The 20,726-nt window shown below is 70.5% G+C and carries 16 protein-coding genes; 12 read left to right on the forward strand and 4 right to left on the reverse strand.

The window, feature by feature from the left end; genetic code table 11:
- Positions 1–34 precede the first annotated feature (34 nt).
- The 8 genes from ACZ7MG_RS17140 (at position 35) to ACZ7MG_RS17175 (ending at position 7,882) form a co-directional block, all read left to right on the forward strand.
- Positions 35–1,276, forward strand: coding sequence for an ROK family protein (locus tag ACZ7MG_RS17140; protein WP_471379899.1), 1,242 nt, complete (start codon positions 35–37; stop codon positions 1,274–1,276).
- Positions 1,277–1,543: 267 nt separating this feature from the next.
- On the forward strand, positions 1,544–2,608 hold the full coding sequence (locus ACZ7MG_RS17145; RefSeq protein WP_471379897.1) for an ABC transporter substrate-binding protein: 1,065 nt from the start codon (positions 1,544–1,546) through the stop codon (positions 2,606–2,608).
- Positions 2,605–3,558 (forward strand): ABC transporter permease, encoded by a 954-nt coding sequence (locus ACZ7MG_RS17150; protein WP_471379896.1) that lies wholly within the window; start codon positions 2,605–2,607, stop codon positions 3,556–3,558. Before ACZ7MG_RS17145 ends, ACZ7MG_RS17150 begins: the two co-directional genes overlap by 4 nt.
- Complete coding sequence (locus ACZ7MG_RS17155; protein ID WP_471379894.1) at positions 3,534–4,298, forward strand: ABC transporter ATP-binding protein; 765 nt, start codon at positions 3,534–3,536, stop codon at positions 4,296–4,298. Before ACZ7MG_RS17150 ends, ACZ7MG_RS17155 begins: the two co-directional genes overlap by 25 nt.
- A 58-nt stretch (positions 4,299–4,356) precedes the next feature.
- Positions 4,357–5,733, forward strand: coding sequence for an LLM class flavin-dependent oxidoreductase (locus ACZ7MG_RS17160; RefSeq protein WP_471379893.1), 1,377 nt, complete (start codon positions 4,357–4,359; stop codon positions 5,731–5,733).
- Positions 5,734–5,785: 52 nt separating this feature from the next.
- Positions 5,786–6,676: a TauD/TfdA dioxygenase family protein gene (locus ACZ7MG_RS17165; RefSeq protein ID WP_471379891.1), complete on the forward strand. Its 891-nt coding sequence runs from the start codon at positions 5,786–5,788 to the stop codon at positions 6,674–6,676.
- A gap of 123 nt (positions 6,677–6,799) precedes the next feature.
- Positions 6,800–7,441: a superoxide dismutase gene (locus ACZ7MG_RS17170; RefSeq protein ID WP_471379890.1), complete on the forward strand. Its 642-nt coding sequence runs from the start codon at positions 6,800–6,802 to the stop codon at positions 7,439–7,441.
- Positions 7,442–7,666: 225 nt separating this feature from the next.
- A complete protein-coding gene (locus ACZ7MG_RS17175; RefSeq protein ID WP_471379888.1) occupies positions 7,667–7,882 on the forward strand; it encodes a hypothetical protein in 216 nt (71 codons plus the stop codon).
- Between the two features lie 47 nt (positions 7,883–7,929).
- On the opposite strand, the gene ACZ7MG_RS17180 is transcribed toward ACZ7MG_RS17175, so the two are convergent.
- The gene (locus tag ACZ7MG_RS17180) at positions 7,930–8,595 is read right to left on the reverse strand and encodes a mycothiol-dependent nitroreductase Rv2466c family protein (RefSeq protein ID WP_471379886.1); all 666 of its coding nucleotides are present in this window, start codon (positions 8,593–8,595) and stop codon (positions 7,930–7,932) included.
- A gap of 144 nt (positions 8,596–8,739) precedes the next feature.
- Here ACZ7MG_RS17180 and pepN point away from each other — a divergent pair, with 144 nt between their 5' ends.
- The 3 genes from pepN to ACZ7MG_RS17195 all read left to right on the forward strand — a co-directional run bounded on the left by pepN (position 8,740) and on the right by ACZ7MG_RS17195 (position 13,363).
- Complete coding sequence (pepN, locus tag ACZ7MG_RS17185; protein WP_471379885.1) at positions 8,740–11,319, forward strand: aminopeptidase N; 2,580 nt, start codon at positions 8,740–8,742, stop codon at positions 11,317–11,319.
- A gap of 337 nt (positions 11,320–11,656) precedes the next feature.
- Positions 11,657–12,727, forward strand: coding sequence for a hypothetical protein (locus ACZ7MG_RS17190; RefSeq protein ID WP_471379884.1), 1,071 nt, complete (start codon positions 11,657–11,659; stop codon positions 12,725–12,727).
- A 180-nt stretch (positions 12,728–12,907) separates the two neighbouring features.
- Positions 12,908–13,363 (forward strand): hypothetical protein, encoded by a 456-nt coding sequence (locus tag ACZ7MG_RS17195; protein WP_471379883.1) that lies wholly within the window; start codon positions 12,908–12,910, stop codon positions 13,361–13,363.
- A gap of 49 nt (positions 13,364–13,412) precedes the next feature.
- Here ACZ7MG_RS17195 and ACZ7MG_RS17200 read toward each other — a convergent pair whose 3' ends face one another.
- The 3 genes from ACZ7MG_RS17200 to ACZ7MG_RS17210 all read right to left on the reverse strand — a co-directional run bounded on the left by ACZ7MG_RS17200 (position 13,413) and on the right by ACZ7MG_RS17210 (position 17,160).
- Positions 13,413–14,570, reverse strand: coding sequence for a serine hydrolase domain-containing protein (locus ACZ7MG_RS17200; protein WP_471379882.1), 1,158 nt, complete (start codon positions 14,568–14,570; stop codon positions 13,413–13,415).
- Positions 14,571–14,683: 113 nt separating this feature from the next.
- Positions 14,684–16,456: a TIGR03767 family metallophosphoesterase gene (locus ACZ7MG_RS17205; protein WP_471379880.1), complete on the reverse strand. Its 1,773-nt coding sequence runs from the start codon at positions 16,454–16,456 to the stop codon at positions 14,684–14,686.
- Positions 16,457–16,689: 233 nt separating this feature from the next.
- Positions 16,690–17,160 (reverse strand): NUDIX hydrolase, encoded by a 471-nt coding sequence (locus ACZ7MG_RS17210; RefSeq protein WP_471379878.1) that lies wholly within the window; start codon positions 17,158–17,160, stop codon positions 16,690–16,692.
- A 229-nt stretch (positions 17,161–17,389) separates the two neighbouring features.
- Here ACZ7MG_RS17210 and ACZ7MG_RS17215 point away from each other — a divergent pair, with 229 nt between their 5' ends.
- Positions 17,390–20,704 (forward strand): S8 family serine peptidase, encoded by a 3,315-nt coding sequence (locus ACZ7MG_RS17215; protein WP_471379877.1) that lies wholly within the window; start codon positions 17,390–17,392, stop codon positions 20,702–20,704.
- Positions 20,705–20,726 lie beyond the last annotated feature (22 nt).

A 20,726-nucleotide genomic window follows, 5' to 3' on the forward strand; every position in this document is an offset into this window, starting at 1 on the left:
CGCAGTGTCGGACCCGTTCCCGAGGATGATCGCCATGCCCCGTGCCGCGACGGCACCCACTCTTCACGCCCCCTCACCTCTTCCTTCCGCCACCCCGGCTCCCTCTCCCGTGCCCCGGGCCGCCGACAGCGACCGGCGGCGGACCAGCGCCAGTGTGGTGCTGCGGTCCGTGCTGGAGCACGGGCCCGTGGCGCGCAGCACCATCGCCCGGGTGACCGGGCTGTCGCCGGCCTCGGTGACCGACTACTGCGCCCGGTTCACGGGGCTCGGTCTCGTCCGCGAGGCCGAACCGCCCCGCCGGTCCAAGGCATCGGGGCGCCCGCACGTGCCGCTCGACCTGGACGACTCGCTGTTCGTGGTGGGCGGGGTGCATGTGGCCGTGCCGTACACGACGGTCGCGCTGCTCGATCTGCGCGGGCGGGTGCTCGTGGAGCGGCGGTCGAAGCACGGCCCCACCGACCCGGCCACCGTCCTGGCGCGGGCCGCCGACGAACTGCGGGCCCTGCTGGACGCGACGCCCGGCTGCCGGGCCCTGGCCGTCGGCTTCGCGGCCGGTGGCTGGGTGGACCGGGAGACCGGGACCGTCGTCGAACATCCGCTGCTGGGCTGGCGCGAGGTGCCGGTGCGGGAGCTGCTCGGCGCCCGGACCGGACTGCCGGTCCATGTGGACGGGCACGCGCGGGCGTTGGTGGGTGCCGAGCAGCTGTTCGGGCGGGCGCGGGGCAGCCGGAGCGTGCTGCACCTGTTCGTCGGCAACATGGTCGACGCGGCGTTCGCGACCAACGACGAGGTGCACCACGGGCCCCGTTCGCAGGCGGGATCGATCGCCCATCTGCCGCTGCCCGGCGGTACGGAGCCCTGCGACTGCGGGCGGACCGGCTGCCTCCAGGCCGAGTTGAGCGAGCGGACGCTGTGCCGGCGGGCCCGTGCGGCCGGGGTCACCGACGGGGTGAACCCGATGCGTGTGCTGGACGCGGCGGCGGGCGGCGACGCGACGGCCGTACGGCTGCTGGTGGAGCGGGCGCGGATGGTGGGGCGGGCGGTGGAGCTTCTGCTCGACGTGCTGAACCCGGAGACCGTGGTCGTCACCGAGATCGGGGTCATCGGCCGGGCGGACTGTCTGGCCGCGGTGCACGAGGCCGTCGGGGCGGACCGGGCGGCGACCGTGGGGCCGACGAGCTTCCCCGACTCCGTACTGGCCACGGCGGGCGGGGCGGTGGCCCTGGACGTGCTCTACCGGGATCCGCTGGGGGCCGTGGAGCGCCTCGGCGCCTGAGTTAATTCAGAAACTCCGAATGTTGACAGGCATTGCCGAAGACCGGGAACATCGTATTCATGCTGCTCACGAGTTGTCGCACCCTCTGTTGCTGACACGTTGACGTTCCGGAGTCCCTCTCGCACTCCGGCCGACGCGGCTCTTCCTCCTGTGTGAATTCTCCGTCCGCTTCCGCGGACTTCTTCCGTGCCCTTCCGTGCGCTTCCGTGCGCAATTCCGTGCGCAATTCCGTGCGCCGTCACACCGTTTCCCTCTGGGGGTTCTCCCATGCCTTCTTCCGCCGCGCCCGGTTTCGACCGGCGACTCTTCCTCACCTCTCTGCTCGGCGTCACGGCCGCGGCGGCCGGGCTCAGCGGCTGCGCCGACAGCGGCGCGGCGACCGCCCAGGTGGCCGCGGACGCGCCCCTGCCCACCAAGGTCCCCTCGGGCACGAGCCTGAAGATCGCCTCCTTCCAGGGGCAGCAGGAGTTGCAGCTCAAGCTCGCGAAACTCGACAAACTGCCGTTCAAGGTGAGCAGTTGGGCGAACATCGGCGCCGGCCCCGATGTCATCAACGCCTTCCGCTCGGGTTCCCTGGACGTCGCCAACAACGCGGGAATTCCGCCGATCCAGGCCTCTTACCAGGGATACGACGCGAAGATCGTCGCGATCAATGTCACCCGTAAGCCGAACTATCTCTTCGCCACCAAGCCCGGCAGCGACATCACCTCGGTGAAGGATTTCCGGGGCAAGAGGCTCGCCTTCTCGCAGGGGCAGGCGCAGGGGGTCGTGCTGCTGCGGGCGTTGAAGGAGGCGGGGCTCGCCTACGACGACGCGGAACTCGTCCCGCTGACCAGCAACCAGTTCCTGACGGCCCTGCAGTCGGGGCAGGTCGACGTCGCCCCGCTCGCCAACCAGCAGGCGCCCGCCTATCTGCAGCAGTACGAGGCCAAGGGCGCCCGCACGATCCCCACCGATGTGGTGGACCTGCTCAACCTGCTGTGGGCGCCGGCCTCCGTACTGGCCGACGCCGACAAGGTGGCCGCCGTCGCCGCGTACATCCCGTTCTGGGCGAAGGGCGCGGTCTGGCAGTACGAGAACCCGGACATCTGGAACGAGGAGTTCTACGTGAAGACCCAGAACCTGACCATCGCCCAGGCCGAGTCGATCACCGAACTCGCCAACAAGCCGCTGTTCCCGCCGAGTTGGGACGAGGCGATCAAGTGGGAGCAGGAGACCGCGGATCTGCTGGCGGAGGGCGGCTTCGTGAAGAAGTTCGACGTCGGCTCGCTCTTCGACCGGCGGTTCGAGGACATCGCCGCGAAGGCCGTCGCCGAGGAGTACCGGAAGTGAGCGCCGTGACCACGAGTGCCACGGCCTCGGGGGCAACGACCCCGAGTGCCACGACCGCGGGGGCCACGGCGACGGAGAACGCGGCAGCAGAGAGCACATCCGCCGCCGCCCCGATCGGGACGGCCACCGCCGTCGCCGTCGACACCGGCGCCGAGAACGCCCAGGTCCGCAGGCGTCGGCGGCTCTCCCCCGGCAAGCGGCTGCCCGCCTCGCGGCTGGTCGGGCCGGTGCTGTTCCTCGCGCTGTGGGCCGCCGCCTCGGCCGCCGGGCAGCTCGATCCGGCGGCGATCCCGGCGCCCTGGACGGTGCTGGAGTCGGGCGTACGGCTGTGGACGGCCGGGACGCTGCCGACGGACATCGTGACCTCGTTGCAGCGGGCCGGTTCCGGGTTCGCGATCGGGCTGACCGCCGGGATCGTGCTCGCGCTGGCCTCCGGGCTGAGCCGGACCGGCGAGGCACTGATCGACGGGACCGTGCAGCTCAACCGGGCGATCCCGACCCTGGGTCTGATCCCGCTGTTCATCCTCTGGCTGGGCATCGGCGAGACCTTCAAGATCGCGATCATCGCCATCGTCGTCTACATCCCGATCTACCTCAACACGCATGCCGCGCTGGCCGGGATCGACAGCCGTTTCGTCGAACTGGCGGAGGTGCAGGGCCTGTCGAGGCTCCAGTTCGTCCGGCAGATCGTCATCCCCGGCGCGCTGCCCGGCTTCTTCGTCGGGCTGCGGCTCGGGGTGACCGGCTCCTGGCTGGGCCTGGTCGTCCTGGAGCAGATCAACGCCACCAGCGGACTCGGCTACATGATGTTCCAGGCCACCAACTACGGCCAGAGCGACGTCATCCTCGTCGGCCTGGTCGTCTACGGGATCTTCGGCCTGGTCTCCGACAGCGCGGTCCGTCTCATCGAACGGAGGGTGCTGTCATGGCGACGCACACTGACCAGCTGACCACCGCCCCGGCCACCACCGCCGTCGTCGACCGTCCCGCCGTACGACTCCGGGACCTCACCCGGTCGTTCGACGGGCGGAAGGTGCTCGACGGCATCGACCTCGACATCCCCGCCGGGCAGTTCGTCGCCCTCCTCGGGCACAGCGGCTCCGGCAAGAGCACGCTGCTGCGGGCGGTCGCCGGGCTCGACCACGAAGTGGTGGGCAGCGGCCGGCTCACCGCGCCCAGCAGGGTGTCCGTGGTCTTCCAGGACTCCCGGCTGCTGCCCTGGCGCCGGGTCCTCGACAACGTGCTGCTCGGCGCGGAGGGCAAGGAGGCCGCCGGCCGGGGCCGCGAGGCCCTCGCCGAGGTGGGCCTGAAGGGCCGTGAGCGGGCCTGGCCGAACGAGCTGTCCGGCGGTGAGGCCCAGCGCGCCGCACTGGCCCGCTCCCTGGTCCGCGAGCCCGAACTGCTGCTGGCCGACGAGCCGTTCGGTGCCCTGGACGCGCTCACCCGGATCAAGATGCACACCCTGCTGCGGCAGTTGTGGGAACGGCACCGGCCCTCCGTGCTGCTCGTGACCCATGACGTCGACGAGGCGATCGTGCTCGCCGACCGGGTCCTCGTGCTCGAAGAGGGCCGTATCGGCCTCGACCTGACCATCGACCGCCCGCACCCCCGCTCGTACCGGGACCCCCTGCTGGGCGAGTACCGCGAACGGCTGCTGGCCGCGCTCGGCGTGAAAGAGGACCACCAGTGACCTCCGGTGAACCGCCCACGACCACGGAGAACCCCCAGTGACCCGGGAGAACAGACACGTGCCCGCACGACAGCTCCACCTGAACGCCTTCCTGATGAACACCGGTCACCACGAGGCCTCGTGGCGGCTGCCGGAGTCCGATCCGTACGCGCATGTCGCGCTGGACCACTACGTCCGGCTGGCCCGGATCGCGGAGCGCGGCACCTTCGACTCGCTCTTCCTGGCCGACGGGCCGCAACTGTGGGGCAGTGTGGGCCAGCGTCCGGCGGGCGCCCTGGAACCGCTCACCCTGCTGACCGCGCTGGCGACCGCCACCGAGCACATCGGTCTCATCGCCACCGCCTCCACCTCCTACAACTCGCCCTACAACCTGGCCCGCAAGTTCGCCTCGCTCGACATCCTCAGCGGCGGCCGGGCGGGCTGGAACATCGTCACCACCGCCGGCGCGGAGGCGGCCCGCAACTTCGGCCTCGACGCCGAGCCCGCGCACGCCCAGCGGTACGAGCGGGCCGCCGAATTCCTCGACGTGGCCCTGAAGCTCTGGGACAGCTGGGAGGACGACGCGATCGTCGCCGACAAGGAGACCGGCGTCTGGGGCGACGACACGAAGATCCATCCGCCCCGGCACCAGGGCACGTACTTCAGTGTCGAGGGACCGCTCAACGTGCCGCGTTCGCCGCAGGGTTATCCGCTGCTGGTGCAGGCGGGGTCCAGCGAGGACGGCAAGGCGTTCGCCGCGCGGTACGCGGAGGCCGTGTTCACCGCGCAGCAGACGCTCGCGGACGCGCAGGCCTTCTACGCCGACCTCAAGGCCCGTACGGTCGCGGCCGGCCGGGACCCCGAGCACATCAAGGTGCTGCCCGGGATCGTGCCCGTCCTCGGCTCGACGGAGGCCGAGGCGCGGGCGGCCGAGCGGGTCCTGGAGGACCACATCGTGTACACGCACGGCGTGGGCAACTTGGAGCGGCTGCTGCAACTGCCCGCCGGGTCCCTGGAGTTGGACGCTCAGCTGCCGGCGGATCTGCCGCCGGAGAGCGCGATCGAGGGGGCCAAGAGCCGCTACACGCTGGTCGTCGAGCTGGCCCGGCGCGACCGCCTCACCGTGCGGGAGCTGATCGGGCGGCTGGGCGGCGGGCGCGGGCATCTCACCTTCGCCGGGACGCCCGAGCAGGTCGCCGACACGATCGAGAGCTGGTTCACGCGGGGTGCCGCCGACGGGTTCAACATCATGCCCGCGGTGCTGCCGTCCGGGCTCGACGCCTTCGTCGAGCACGTCGTCCCGATCCTGCGCGCCCGCGGTCTGCTCCGCACCGAGTACGACGGCCGCCCCCGCCGGACCCTGCGCGACCGCTACGGCCTGCCGCGCCCCGCGAACCAGCACGTCAGCGCGTCCGCGTCCACGTCCACGCAGGAGCCCGCACCCGCCCTCGTCTGACCCCGCTGTCGCTCGCACCCGCTCCCGTCCGACCCCCGAAAGGAACCTCGTCATGTCCATCGAGATCCAGAAGGTCACCGCGAACATCGGCGCCCGCGTCTCCGGCGTCGACCTCTCCCAGCCCCTCGACGAGGAGACGGTCGCCGCCCTCCGTGAGGCCCTCAACGTCCACAAGGCGCTCGTCTTCGACGACGTGAACCTCGACGACGCGTCCCACCAGGCGTTCGTCCGGCACTTCGGTGACATCACCACCGCCCATCCGACCGTGGCCGCCGTCGAGGGCGCCGTCAACGTCCTGCCCGTCGACAGCGAGCGGGGGCGCGCCAACCACTGGCACACCGACGTCACCTTCGTCCTCAACCCGCCGCAGGCCACCACCCTGCGCAGCATCACGATCCCGTCGTACGGCGGCGAGACCCTGATCGCGAACGCGGCGGCGGCCTACCGGGACCTGCCCGAGCCGCTGCGCCGGCTGGCCGACGATCTGTGGGCCGAGCACACCAACGACTACGACTACGCGGTGCCCGACGAGGAGATCGACACCGAGCGGGCCGAGCAGCGCGCCCGGTTCACCTCGATCAAGTACCGCACGGCCCACCCGGTCGTCCGCGTCCATCCGCTGACCGGTGAACGCGGGCTGTTCATCGGCGGGTTCGCGCAGCGGATCGTGGGCCTGTCGCTCGGCGAGTCCCGCAAGCTCCTCGACCTGCTCCAGTCGTATGTGACGCGGCCGGAGAACGTGCTGCGCCACCGCTGGTCGGAGAACCAGCTCGTCGTCTTCGACAACCGCGTCACCCAGCACTACGCCATCGACAACTACGACGGCCTGCCGCGCCGCCTGCACCGGGTGACCGTCGCCGGTGACGTGCCGGCCGGTGTCGAGGGCAAGGAGAGCTACTCGATCGAGGGTGACGCCTCGCACTACACGTCCGTGGCCGCGTAGGCACAGCCGGTCCCGGTCTCGACCGGACAGCCCCTCCATGGGTGTGGAGGGGCTGTCCGGTCTTCTCTTGCTGCTAGCGTGCACTTGCAAGTACATTGCAACAAGAGGTCGGAGGGGACCCCCATGCCCGTCTACACGCTTCCTGAACTGCCGTACGACTACTCCGCGCTCGCGCCGGTGATCAGCCCCGAGATCATCGAGCTGCACCACGACAAGCACCACGCGGCGTACGTCAAAGGCGCGAACGACACCCTGGAGCAGCTGGCCGAGGCGCGGGACAAGGAGACCTGGGGATCGATCAACGGCCTGGAGAAGAACCTGGCCTTCCATCTTTCCGGCCACATCCTGCACTCGATCTACTGGCAGAACATGACCGGTGACGGCGGCGGTGAGCCGCTGGCCGCGGACGGGGTGGGCGACCTCGCCGACGCGATCACCGAGTCCTTCGGCTCCTTCGCCGCGTTCAAGGCCCAGCTGACCAAGGCCGCCGCCACCACCCAGGGCTCCGGCTGGGGCGTGCTGGCGTACGAGCCGCTGAGCGGGCGCCTGATCGTCGAGCAGGTCTACGACCACCAGGGCAACGTCGGCCAGGGCTCCACGCCGATCCTGGTCTTCGACGCCTGGGAGCACGCCTTCTACCTGCAGTACAAGAACCAGAAGGTCGACTTCATCGACGCCATGTGGGCCGTCGTCAACTGGCAGGACGTCGCCCGCCGCCACGAGGCCGCCAAGTCCCGCGCGGACGTCCTCCTGCTGACCCCCTGACCCACCCCTGACGTCCTGCTCGTGATCGTCTTCTCAACCTTCACCGGGCAGGCGGATAGAGGAAGAACCCCCGCGAGGCCGTGACTCGCGGGGGTTCTCGCCTTGCGGGGTGCCCGGAAAACGCCGTGGCGGGACGCGTTCCGGTCTGACGGTTTCCTGAACTTTCGCCCTAAGCTCCCGTTTCCGGCCGGATTCCCGATCCGGCCGACCGGACCGGGAGGTCGTATGCCGAGCTACAAGCACTGCCCCCCTTGCGGAGGCAGCAAGCCCCTGCCGTTCCACGAGGTCGACAAGGAGGTCCAGGCACACCTGCGGTCCCTGGGGAAGAACCCGGCCGGCTGGTGGCGCTGCGGCAACCACGGCGAGAAGGGGCGCTGCCTGTTCGTCCAGCCGTGGGGCAACCAGAGCGAGGGGCTGAGCCTCCCCGAGTCCTTCCGGTGACCCGAGCCGTCCGGTGACCCGAGTCCTTCCGGTGACCCGGCCGCCGGTCAGATCAGGTTGCTGAAGTCCGGGCCCTTGGTGCGGGTGCGCTTGAGTTCGTAGAAGCCGGGGACCGAGGCGACGAGGAGGGTGCCGTCCCAGAGCTTGGCGGCCTCCTCGCCCTTGGGGGCCGGGGTGACGACGGGGCCGAAGAAGGCGATCTGCTCGCCGTCGGCGCCGGGGACGGCGATGACGGGGGTGCCGACGTCCTGGCCGACCTTGTCGATGCCCTCCTTGTGCGAGGCGCGCAGCTGCGGCTCGTACGGGGTGGAGTCCCAGTGGTCCATGAGGGACTCGGGGAGGCCGACGTCCTTCAGGGCGGCGGCGACCGTCTCCTTCTCCGGGCCCTCGCCCTGGTTGTGGATACGCGTGCCGAGCGCGGTGTAGAGGTCGCCGAGGACCCCGGCACCGTGCTCCTCCTGGGCGGCTATGACGATGCGCACCGGGCCCCAGGCCTTGGTGGCCAGCAGCTCGCGGTACTCCTCGGGCAGCTCATCGATCCTCGGCTCGTTCAGTACGGCGAGGCTCATCAGGTGCCAGCGGACCTCGATGTCGCGGACCTTCTCGACCTCCAGCACCCACCGCGAGGTCATCCAGGCCCAGGGGCACAGCGGGTCGAACCAGAAATCGACAGGGGTCTTGCCGGAGGACGTGGCGGAGGTCTGCTCGGACATGCTTCTCCTCGGAAGGCGGTGGTGCGCGGTCGGTTCACAGGGCAACAACGCGGCAACGTCCGGGAGGGCCCCTGCCATTCCCGTGACCCATGGCAGGATCGGGATGTCCGCATACTGAACACCAGCCCCCAGGGAGTGCCGCCCGTGCCCGGTGAGAATCTGTCCCGCGACGAGGCCCGGGAGCGGGCCGCTCTGCTCTCCGTCGACGGTTACGAGGTCTCCCTCGATCTTCGGTCCGCCGTCGGCGACTCCGGCGGAGCCGAGCCGCGCACCTTCCGGTCGGTGACGACGATCCGCTTCCGCTGCGCCGACCCGGGCGCCGGCAGCTTCGCCGATCTGATCGCGCCGGGTGTGACGGCCGTCTCCCTCAACGGCAAGGACCTCGACCCGAGCGAGGTCTTCGACGGCTCCCGGATCACCCTCGACGACCTGGCCGCCGAGAACGAACTGGTGGTCGACGCCCAGTGCGCCTACTCGCGCACCGGCGAGGGCATGCACCGCTTCGTCGACCCCGAGGACGGCGAGGTCTACCTCTACACCCAGTACGAGCCGGCCGACTCCCGCCGTGTCTTCGCCAACTTCGAGCAGCCGGACCTCAAGGCCCCCTTCCGCTTCGAGGTGCGCGCGCCCGAGGGCTGGGTCGTGTGGAGCAACGGCGTCGGGGAGCTGACGGACGGGGTGTGGCGGTTCGCGGAGACCAAGCCGATCTCGACGTACATCACGGCGGTCGTCGCCGGGCCGTACCACTACGTGACCGACACCTACGAGCGGACCTTCGAGGACGGTACGCGGCTGGAGATCCCCCTCGGCGCGATGTGCCGCAAGGGTCTCGCGCCCTACTTCGACTCCGACGACGTCTTCCTGGTCACCAAGCAGGGTCTGGACTTCTTCCACGACCACTTCGACTACCCGTACCCGTTCGGGAAGTACGACCAGGCGTTCGTGCCCGAGTACAACCTCGGCGCGATGGAGAACCCCGGACTGGTCACGTTCCGCGAGGAGTTCATCTTCCGGGGCAGGGTCACGCGGGCGTCGTACGAGCGGCGGGCCAACGTCATCCTGCACGAGATGGCGCACATGTGGTTCGGCGATCTGGTGACCATGGTGTGGTGGGACGACCTGTGGCTGAAGGAGTCCTTCGCCGACTTCATGGGGTCCTTCTCCATGGTCGAGGCGACCCGCTTCACCAACGGCTGGGTCACCTTCGCCAACAACCGCAAGTCCTGGGCGTACCGCGCCGACCAGCTGCCCTCCACGCACCCGATCACGGCCGACATCCGTGACCTGGAGGACGCCAAGCTCAACTTCGACGGCATCACGTACGCCAAGGGCGCCTCCGTGCTGAAGCAGCTGGTGGCGTACGTGGGGCGCGACGCCTTCCTGGAGGGCGCGCGGCGCTACTTCAAGCGGAACGCGTACGGCAACACGCGCCTCGGGGATCTGCTGTCGGTGCTGGAGGAGACCGGCGGGCGGGACATGGCGTCCTGGTCGCGGGCCTGGCTCCAGACGGCGGGGGTCAACTCCCTCACGCCCCAGGTGCTGCTGGACTCCGAGGGGCGCGTCGACGAGCTGGCGGTGGTGCAGGAGGCGGCCGAGTCGCATCCCGAGCTGCGGCCGCACCGGGTGGCGATCGGGCTGTACCGAAGGACTGACGGGGGCGCGCTGGAGCGGTACGCGCGCGCCGAGGTGGATGTGGACGGGCCCCGTACGGTCGTCGGCGAGCTGGCCGGGGCCGAGGCGCCCGCGCTGGTGCTGGTCAACGACGACGACCTGACCTACTGCAAGATCCGGTTCGACGCGGGGTCGCTGGACACGCTGCGGGCCGGGCTCGGGGACGTCTCCGACCCGTTGGCGCGGGCGCTGTGCTGGTCGGCGCTGTGGAACCTGACCCGGGACGCGCTGCTGCCGGCGCGGGACTTCGTCGACCTCGTGCTGCGGTTCGCCGGGCGGGAGTCGGACATCGGGGTGCTGCAGATGCTGCACGCGTGGGCCGGCTCGGCGCTCACGCACTACGCGGCGCCCGGGTGGCGGGAGACCGGGGGGCGGCTGCTGGCGGAGGGGGCGCTGCGGGAGCTGCGGGCGGCCGAGGCGGGCAGTCAGCATCAGCTGACGTGGGCCCGTTTCTTCGCCTCGGTCGCGTCGGCTGAGGCTGATCTGGCCGTGTTGCAGGGGCTGTTGGCGGGGACCGAGAAGGTCGACGGGCTGGAGGTCGACCAGGAGCTGCGGTGGGCGTTCCTGGAGCCGCTGGCCACGCACGGGGTCGCCGACGAGGGTGTGCTGGCCGCCGAATTGGCGCGGGACGACACCGCCTCCGGGAAGCGGCATCAGGTGCGGTGCCTGGCGGCGCGACCCTCCGCGGCGGTCAAGGCGCAGGCGTGGGCCTCGGTCGTGGAGTCGGACACGCTGTCCAACGCGCTGGTCGAGGCGACGATCACGGGGTTCGGGCGGCCGTCCCAGCGGGAGTTGACGGCGCCGTACGCCGCGAAGTACTTCGAGGTGATCGAGCGGGTGTGGGCCGAGCGGTCCATCCAGATCGGGATGGATGTGGTGCGGGGGCTGTTCCCGTCGCTGCAGGACTCGCCGGGGACGCTGGAGGCGACGGACGCGTGGCTGGCCTCGCACGAGGCGGCTCCGCCGGCGTTGCGGAGGCTGGTGATCGAGGCGCGGGACGACTTGGCGCGGGGGTTGCGGGGGCAGGAGTGTGACCTCGCCGCCGGGCGGTAAGTGCCGCTGAGCTTCTGCGAGTTGCGCACCCGGCGGCTGCCGCTGGGCGAAGGCCGGGTGCGCTCACCGGCGCTTGCCGGGTGCCGCTGCGCCCACCCGTGCCGCCCCTAGCGGCACGATTGCCCGCAGCTACGGAGGCGGACAGGGCGCGGCCCCCGTGCTGCTGGTTCGGGGTTACCGAATTCGGGTAATCGGAGCCGTAACCTTTTCTGATCCCCGTACGGACCAGCGGGTATCGGCAGTCGAACGCACGTACTTTAGTGCGGTCTTGTCCGGATTTGTCGACGGGCGTGTAACAGAGGTTCATGGGCGGCTCCGGAGCGGGAACCTCCGGGTCATGACCCACAACACCCCGCTCTCCCCCCGCCCCCTCCGTCGCCTCTCGGACACCACGCGCCGGGTGCTGACGGCCGCGCAGCTGCGCGCGCAGGGTGTCACCGCGGCCGAGACGAACGAGCAGTGCCGGCCCGGTGGTTCCTGGCAGCAGATCCTGCCGGGTGTGTTCCTGCTGCACCCCGGCCCGCCCACCTCGGAGGAGCGGCTGCACGCGGTGCTGTCGTACGCGGCCCGCTCCCCGTTCCGCGAGACGACCACCGGGGTCGCCGGGGTCGCGGGCGTGCCCGCCCAGCCGCACGCGGACGAGCCCCGCCCCGCACCCCGCTACCAGGACGCCGTGATCACCGGCCTGGCCGCCCTGACGCTGCACGGCTTCACCTCCGCTCCCCCGCTGCCCTCCCTCGACGCGATCGACGTCCTGGTCCCGCGCCTGCGCCGGCTGCGGACCGTGGGCTGCGCCCGGATCGTCCGCACCCCGGTCATGCCGACCCCGTCGTACGTGACCGGCCTGCCCGTCGCGCCCGTGCCGCGTGCCCTCGCCGACGCGGTCGCCGACCTCTCCGACGCGGGCGTCGTACGCCGGCTGCTGACGGAGGCGGTGCGCGGCGGCCACACCGAACCGGCCGCCGTCGTAAGGGAGTTGACGCAGGCGCGGCTGCTGAACCGGCCGCATGTCGCCGACGCGGTGGAGTCGCTGCTCGCGGAGGGGCGGGCGATCGCGGAGAACCACCTGTACCGGATGGTCCGCGAGTACGCCCTGCCCGACCCGGTCTGGAACGTGGACCTCCGGCTGCCCGGCGGCCCCCACCTCGGCGGTCTCGACGCGTACTGGCCCGAGCAGGCCGTCGCGGTCGAGCTGGACATCCGCGCCCCGCGCCAGGAGGACGACGCGCTGTGGTCCGAGTACGCCCGCAAGCGCGAGATGTTGGAGCGGCTCGGCATCACCGTCGTCCATCTCACCCCCCGCAAGCTCCGCGACTCCCTGGAGCAGCAGGCGGCCGTCGTCCGCACGGCCCTGATGGCGTCCGGCGACCGCGATCCGGCCGCGTACGTCGTGGTGCTTCCCCGGTAATCGGGTAACTCGGACCACCAGGAGGGGAGAGGAAGGGCCGCCGCCCGTTCGGCGGCCCTTCCTCGTACGTACGGGGGCAGTTCACCTACCGGGAGCCGGGTGTGCCGGGTAGAGTCCCCGATCACCCGCCCGTCGATCATGTGTGCGGGGGGACTGTCGTCCGGATCATCAGGGGGAAACATGAAGAAGCAGGCGTTCGCGTCCGTGGTCAGAGGCGGGCTCGCGGTGGGCGCGGCCTTCGGGATGGTGCTGCTCGCCAACGCGCCGGCGATGGCGGCCGACCAGTGGACGTACTGGACCGAGGGCACCGACGACATCGAGATCGACCTCCACCGCGACGGCACCTTCCGCGGCTACGGCGTCTTCAACGCCGACCCGTCCGGTCTCGTCAACCCGATCCCCGGGGACGCGTTCCAGGCGTGCGACAAGTACGCCGACGGCAAGGGGATCGAGATCCAGCGGAAGTTCGAGGGCGGGTCCTGGAAGACCATGGCCACCACGCGGGGCATGAACGCGCCCTACTGCTCCTTCTGGGAGACCGACAACATGCCCGAGGAGACCTTCCTGGGCGTCCGTGTCTGCATCGTCGAGGGCACCCACCGGACGTGCTCGGACGACAGGTGGACCTGGGCCTGAGCCGTCGGCCCGGGGCCTCCTCGGTAAAGGGGCCCCGGGCCGGTTCCTCCTACTTCTCGCAGAACTCCGCTTCCATGATCGGCAGGCTGTCGCCGTTCCAGTCGCTGTTGAAGTTGTAGGTGAGGGTGTGGCGGCCGTCGGCGGTGGTGGCGGTTTCGGAGGAGGAGCCGTGGATGCCGCCGCTGTGGCCCCAGAGCCGGACGCCGCAGGAGAGCTTGTAGGTGATGAGGCCGAGGCCGTAGCCACCTCGGTCGCCGTCGATGGGGATCACCGTCTTCATCTCGGCGAGCTGCTTCTTCGGGAGGAGCTTGCCGCGGAGCAACGCCGAGTAGAAGCGGTTCAGGTCGTCGGCGTCGGAGACCATCTCGCCCGCCGCGCCGGCGATCGAGGGGTTGAGCTTCGTGGCGTCGTACGTTGTGCCGTCCGTGGTCTCCGCGAGCTTGGAGTAGGCGCGGCTGTGCGGCTTCGGGAGGTTCGGGTCGGTGCCGGGGGCCCTGGTGTCGGTCAGGCCGAGGGGCTTGATGACGCGGGCGCGGATCTCGTCGCCGTACGAGCGGCCCGTGGCCTTCTCGATCACCAGGCCGGCGAGCACGTAGTTGGTGTTGGAGTAGCTCCAGTCGGTGCCCGGGGCGAAGGTGGGCTCGTGCCGCATGGCGATGCCGACCAGTTCGCGCGGGGTCCAGGTGCGGTAGCGGTTCTTGAGGAAGCCGTCGGCGAGGAAGACGTCCTTCACGAACTGCTCGTCCGAGGTGTAGTCGGCGATTCCGCTGGTGTGGTTGAGGAGTTGGCGCAGCGTCACCTCTCGGCCGTCGTGGCCCTTGCCGCGGACGACGCCCGGCAGCCACCTCTCCACCTTGTCGTCCAGGGAGAGCCGGCCCTCCGCCTCCAGTTGGAGCAGCACGGTGGAGACGAAGGTCTTGGTGATGCTGCCGACGCGGAAGTGGTCGCGGGCGGAGCGCGGTTCGCCCGACTTCAGGTCGCCGACGCCCGAGGTCGCCTTCCAGACGCCGTGTTCGTCCTTCACCTGGACGGCGATGCCGATGACGCCGTCCTTCACATTGGTGTCCATCGCCTTCTGGGTGGCGCGGTGGTCGCCTCTCGCGGACGCGGCGGTGGGTGCCGCCGCGATCGCCGGCGCGGCCAGGGCCATCGCCGCGACGACGGCGGTGGCCGCCACGAGACCCGTGCGTGCTGCGCGTGCTGACATGTGGTTCTCCCCCTTCGGCCGGCACTCCCGGCGACTCCGAGAACGTCCGGTCGCGAAGGGGGACACGGCCGCACCCGCCCGGGTTGAGCGGGTGAGGGCCGGTTGAGCGGTTTTCAGCCCTTGCGGAGGACCAGCTCCGTGTTGCGGTCGCCGGCCGTGCCGGTGAGGGTGTCGCGGCGGCCGGGGGCGTTGTAGGACAGCTCGCGGTAGAGGGCGGCGAGGCCGGTCTGCGAGAGGTCCGTGAAGTTCGTGGCGTGCGGGGCGGCCGATTCGATCAGCGTGGTGAAGAGGGAGATCGTGCCGTCCTTGTTGTCCACCAGCTCGATGACCCGCGCCAGTTGGGGGAAGTCGATGTGCGAGGCCGTGGAGATCTCCCAGAAGGAGCCGCCGCTCGCGGCCGAGTGCGGGGTGACGCGGTTGCGGTGACTGTGGCCGTTCACCCAGGCCAGGACGTTGCGGTGGCGGCCGAGCAGGGACAGCACCTCGTCGCCGCCGTGGCGGGCCTCGGTGGGGCGGGCGGGGTCCTTGCGCAGGTTCCGCATCGACGTGCTGGTGTGGTGGCTGAAGACGACGGCGTACGAACCGTCCTTGGCCGCCTCCTTCAGCGTGCTGTCCAGCCACTTGAGCTGAGCCGTGCCGAGCGAACCCTCGTAGTGGCCGCCGGGGTCGGTGGAGTCCAGGCTGATACCGATGACATCGTCGGCGATACGGAAGGCGTAGTACTGGGTGCGGGCGTCCAGGTTGGCCTTGGAGTAGCCGTGGCCGACCGGGCCGGGGCCGGTGTGGGCCGGGTCCAGGTGGGCCTTCAGGTACTCCTGCGGGGTGAAGGGGGCGCGCTTCTCGTCCGGGGTGACCGAACGCATCTTCTTCGCCTGGGCCTTGAGGATGGCCTTCCACTCGGCGCCCTTGGGGTCGCCGCCGCTCTTGACGTTGTCCCAGATGGCCTTGCCGACCTGCTCGTCCAGCGTCATCAGCTTCTTGCCGCCGACCGCGAAGTCCGCGAAGAAGGAGTCGCCGGGGGCGTAGCAGCCGCCGGGGAGGGAGTCGTGGTTGCCGACCGTGGAGTACCAGGGGACGTTCAGGCCGGGGCTGTTGACCTCGCGGATCGCGGCGGCCAGGAAGCCGTTCAGCCGGGGGAAGCCGAGCTGCTTGTCGGCGTCGCGGAGGGCCGCGTCCGGCTGCCAGTAGAGCTTGAGACCGCTGTTCTGAACGCCCTCGTAGCGGCGCGGGTCACCGGAGTTGGGGGTGACGCGGCCACCGCTCATCACCTTCAGGAACCAGTCGAGTTCCGTCTTGGAGTTGTTGTCGGTGTTGTCGCCGGTCGTCATCACGAAGTGCAGCGGGGAGCCGGTCACCGGGGCGCCGCGCAGCGCGTTCACCCGCTCGACGAGCGAGACCGCGCCGGCCACGGACAGCGCCTCCTGCGGGCGCCAGGCGCTGGCGGTCTGGGCGCGCAGGTACTCGTAGCGCAGCGGGTGCTGGACGTCGACCACGTGCAGGTCGGTGAACTGCACGAAGGAGGCCAGCGTCGTACGGCGGTTCTCGCGGCCGGACTTGGGGGTGGCGAGGTCGCCGCGCACGACCCGCTTCCAGGCGGGGCCGTCGCCGAGGCGGCGGTAGCCGGAGGAGGGGCGGGGGGCGGCGACCGAGGCGAGGGTGGTGCCGCGGGTGTAGGGCGCGAGTGGTGCGGCCGGGGCCTCTCTGTTGGAGAGGTTGGCGAGGGGGATCTCGGCCGCCTTCTCGGCGGTGGCGGCGGCGTGGGCGTCCGCCTCCGGCCGCAGGGCGAAGCCGACCCCCGCGGCGAGGCCGACCGCGCCGGTGGCGGCGAGGAAGGCCCGGCGGTCAGGGTTGGTGGCGGCGGCAGCGACTGAGCGTATGCGCGACATGGCGCGGTCTCCCCGAGTGCGAACGCGTCGGAAGTGGTCGCGGGGCCGCTCCGCGGTGGGGGCCGGAGTGGGGTTCCCGCTCTTCCTTGATGCTTGGCAGCCGGGGTGGCCTGGACGTTAACGACGTCGCAACGGGTGGCGCCGATCACCGTACGTCGATCTTCGGGTACGGGGTGCGTTCACTGGGGGTTCCCGAATGTGAGGGGGAGTGAGGGGAAGGGGTCACTCCCTGTTCATCTTGCGGGGTAGGGCACGTATTCGCCGTGGCCGTTGGCCGGGCGCTCCCTCCACAGGTCCAGAGCCGCGTCCACCAGGTCGACGCGGTCCAGGGTCGGGATCTCGTCCAGGGGGTGCCAGGCGGCCAGGTCCGTGGAGCCGTTCGTCTCGTGGCGGAGGTCGCCGCCGGTGATGTGGGCCTCGTAGACGATGCGCAGGGCCTGGAAGTCGACGGGGGTGCCGAGGCGGCGGGGGTGGTGGCGGCGTCTGGTGTCGATGCCGAGGAGAACCGTGGGCTCGACCGTGTAGCCGGTCTCCTCCGTGGCCTCGCGGATGACCGTGTCGTACGGGTCCTCCCCGTGTTCCATGCCGCCGCCGGGCAGGGTCCACTTCTTCTCGCGGCCGTCCGGGGAGACCCAGCGGGCCAGCAGCAGCTGTCCGTCACGGACGCAGACGGCGTAGGCCGCCACTCTCAACTCCTCGCGCATGACCAGACGTTAGCCAAAATGTCCGCTCATGCGCGGGCAACGGCGGCAGCTTCGGTGGCGGGTTTACGCCATGACACAATTCCGCCTCGGTCAACACTCCCCAAACATGTGTCACTTCGGTAAGGCTGAGCGATCATCCGGTACCGCATAACGGACCGGACCGATCCGAAACCGTCGCTCGGATCTTCAAGGTTCGTTCTCACCGAATTCCTCACCTCCAGGGACGCTGATGACCCTCACCCCCCACCCCGGCCCCCGTCCGGGTGCGAGACGCGTGGCGCGCATAGCCGTGGCCGCGGGACTCGTCGCCGCGCTCTCCGCGGCAGGACCGATACCCATGGCCTTCTCGGCGGACGATCCGTCCGCCGCCGTCCCGACGGACGGTGGGGTCAAGTCCGCGCACGACAAGCTCGGTTCGACCGACGCGGACCTGCTCGCCGAGGCCAAGGCCGACGGCGACAAGAACGTCACGATGATGATCGCCACCACGCCCGGGAAGACCGAACAGGTCGCCGAGCAGCTGGACGCGGTCAAGGGCGGCTCCGTGGGCCGTACCTACGACAAGCTCGGCTACGTCCGCGCCACGGTCCCGACCAAGAGCGCCGACTCGGCCATCTCGGCCGCCGCGAAGCTCTCCTCCGTCCAGGGCATCGACCTGCGCCAGGAGATCGTCCTCGACGACCCCTCGCCGGTAGCGGGCACCGCCGAGGACGCGAAGTCGCAGGCCACGGCGGCGAAGACGTACCCGGCGCCGGACAAGAACACCCCCGCGAAGAACCCCTACAACCCGTCCTTCGAGACGGGCGCCGTCGACTTCGTGAGGAAAAACCCGGAGGCGGACGGCCGGGGCATCACCATCGGCGTCCTGGACTCCGGTGTCGACCTCGCGCACCCCGCGCTGCAGAAGACCAGCACCGGCGAGCGCAAGATCGTCGACTGGGTGACGTCGACCGACCCGATCATCGACGGTGACGGCAGCTGGCGCCCGATGACGACCTCGGTCGCCGGGCCCACCTTCGCCTACGGCGGCCGGACCTGGACCGCGCCCTCGGGCGCGTACTCGATCAACACCTTCCGCGAGTCCGTCACGGCGGCCGGTGACGCCGCCGGTGACGTGAACCGCGACGGCGACACCACCGACGCGTGGGGCGTGCTCTACGACGCGGCGGCCGGCACGGTCACCGTCGACGTCAACCAGAACTTCGACTTCACCGACGACAAGCCGATGAAGCCGTACAAGGACGGCTACCAGATCGGCTACTTCGGCACCGACGACCCGTCGACCGAGGTCGCCGAGCGCCAGCCGTTCGTCGTCGAGTACCGCAAGGACGTCCCGATGGACCCCTTCGGGGGCGACTGGGTCGGCAAGAAGGCCGACTTCGTCAACATCGGTCTCATCTCCAGCGAGCACGGCACCCACGTCGCCGGCATCACCGCCGCGAAGGGCCTGTTCGGCGGCAAGATGAACGGCGCCGCGCCCGGTGCGCAGATCGTCTCCTCCCGCGCCTGCGAGTTCGGCCCCGGCTGCACCAACGTGGCGCTCACCGAGGGCATGATCGACCTCGTCGTCAACCGCGGCGTCGACATCGTCAACATGTCCATCGGCGGCCTCCCGGCGCTGAACGACGGCAACAACGCGCGCGCCGAGCTGTACACGCGCCTCATCGACACCTACGGCGTCCAGCTGGTCATCTCGGCCGGCAACTCCGGCCCGGGTGCCAACACGATCGGCGACCCCGGTCTGGCCGACAAGGTGATCTCGGTCGGCGCGTCCATCTCCAAGGAGACCTGGGCCTCGAACTACGGCTCAGAGGTCGCCAAGGGCTACCAGCTGTTCAACTTCTCCTCGCGCGGCCCGCGTGAGGACGGCGGCTTCACGCCGACCCTGGTGGCGCCGGGCGCCGCGGTCAACACCGCGCAGACCTGGCTGCCCGGCGTCATCGCGCCCGAGGCGGGCTACACGCTCCCGGCCGGCTACCAGATGCTGAACGGCACCTCGATGGCCTCCCCGCAGGCGGCCGGTGCCTCCGCGCTGCTGCTCAGCGCCGCGAAGCAGAAGGGCATCGCCCTGCCGCCCGCGAAGCTGCGCACCGCGCTGACCTCGACGGCCGACCACATCCGCCGCGTGCAGGCGTACGCCGAGGGCGCGGGCCTGATGGACATCGAGGCCGCCTGGAAGTCGATCAAGGCGGGCGCCTCGGCGCACGAGTACACCGTCAAGGCCCCCGTCGACACGGCGATCGACTTCGCGCTGAAGACCCCGGGCTTCGGCACCGGCGTCTACGACCGTGAGGGCGGCCTGAAGGCGGGGCAGTCGAAGACGTACGACGTCGTCGTCACCCGTACCTCCGGCGCCGACAGCGCGATCCGTCACGACCTGCGCCTGAAGAACGACGAGAACGACACGTTCTCGATCGTCGGCGGCGACGAGGTCTCCCTGCCGCTGAACAAGCCGGTCACCGTGAAGATCGCCGCCAAGCCGGAGGAAGCCGGCATCAGCAGCGTGATCCTGGAGGTCGACGACCCGAAGACCGTGGGCGTCGACAAGCAGATCCTCAACACGGTGGTCGTCTCCAAGCCGCTGAAGTACACCCACTCGGTGTCGGACACGGTCCAGCGCAACGCCTTCAAGTCGTACTTCGTCACCGTCCCCGAGGGCGCGAAGACCCTTGAGGTCGCGATCAGCGGGCTGAAGGACAAGAGCCAGACCCGGTTCATCGCCAACCACCCGTACGGTCTGGCGGTCGAGAACACCAGCTCGCTGACCTGCTACAACAACTTCCAGGACGGCGGCGGCTGCAAGCCGGACGTGCGCTCGTACGCCAACCCGCAGCCCGGTGTCTGGGAGATCGAGGTCGAGTCGCGCCGTACGTCGCCGATGCTCGACAACCCCTTCAAGCTGAACTTCGCGGTCTACGGCGCGAGCTTCGACCCGGAGGTCGTCACCGTCCCCGAGGCCAAGGTCGGCACCCCCACCGCCGCCTCCTGGAAGGTGACCAACGCTCTCGCCCCCGTCGACGGCAAGCTGACGGGCGGCCCGCTGGGCTCGGCCAAGACCGACCGGCCGACCATCGCCACCGGTGTCACCCAGACCTCCACGGTCGAGGTGCCCGCGGGCGCCGAGTCCCTGGACGTCGCCATCGGCAACACGGCGGACACGGGCGCCGACCTGGACCTGTACGTCTACGACGCCGCGGGGACCGAGGTCGCGAGCTCCGCGGACGGCGACTCCGAGGAGTCCGTCTCCGTCCCGAAGCCGGCCGCCGGTACGTACACCATCGAGGTCGTCGGCTACGCGGTGCCCTCCGGGTCGACCGCGTACGACTACCGCGATGTGTTCTTCTCCTCCGCCCTCGGCGAGGTGAAGGTCGCGGACACCGCCGTCAAGCTCGGCACGGGCGCGTCGGCGACCGTCACCGGTGAGGTCGTCGCGGCGGCCGAGGCTCCGGCCGGCCGGGAGTTCTTCGGCCAGGTCCAGCTGGTGAACGCGCGCGGCACCGCGGCGGGCACCGGCAGCGTGCGGATCGAGAAGGTCACGCCGTAGTGCGCCGGTAATGCGTGAGCGG

The organism is Streptomyces sp. NPDC107538 (genome assembly GCF_055657445.1).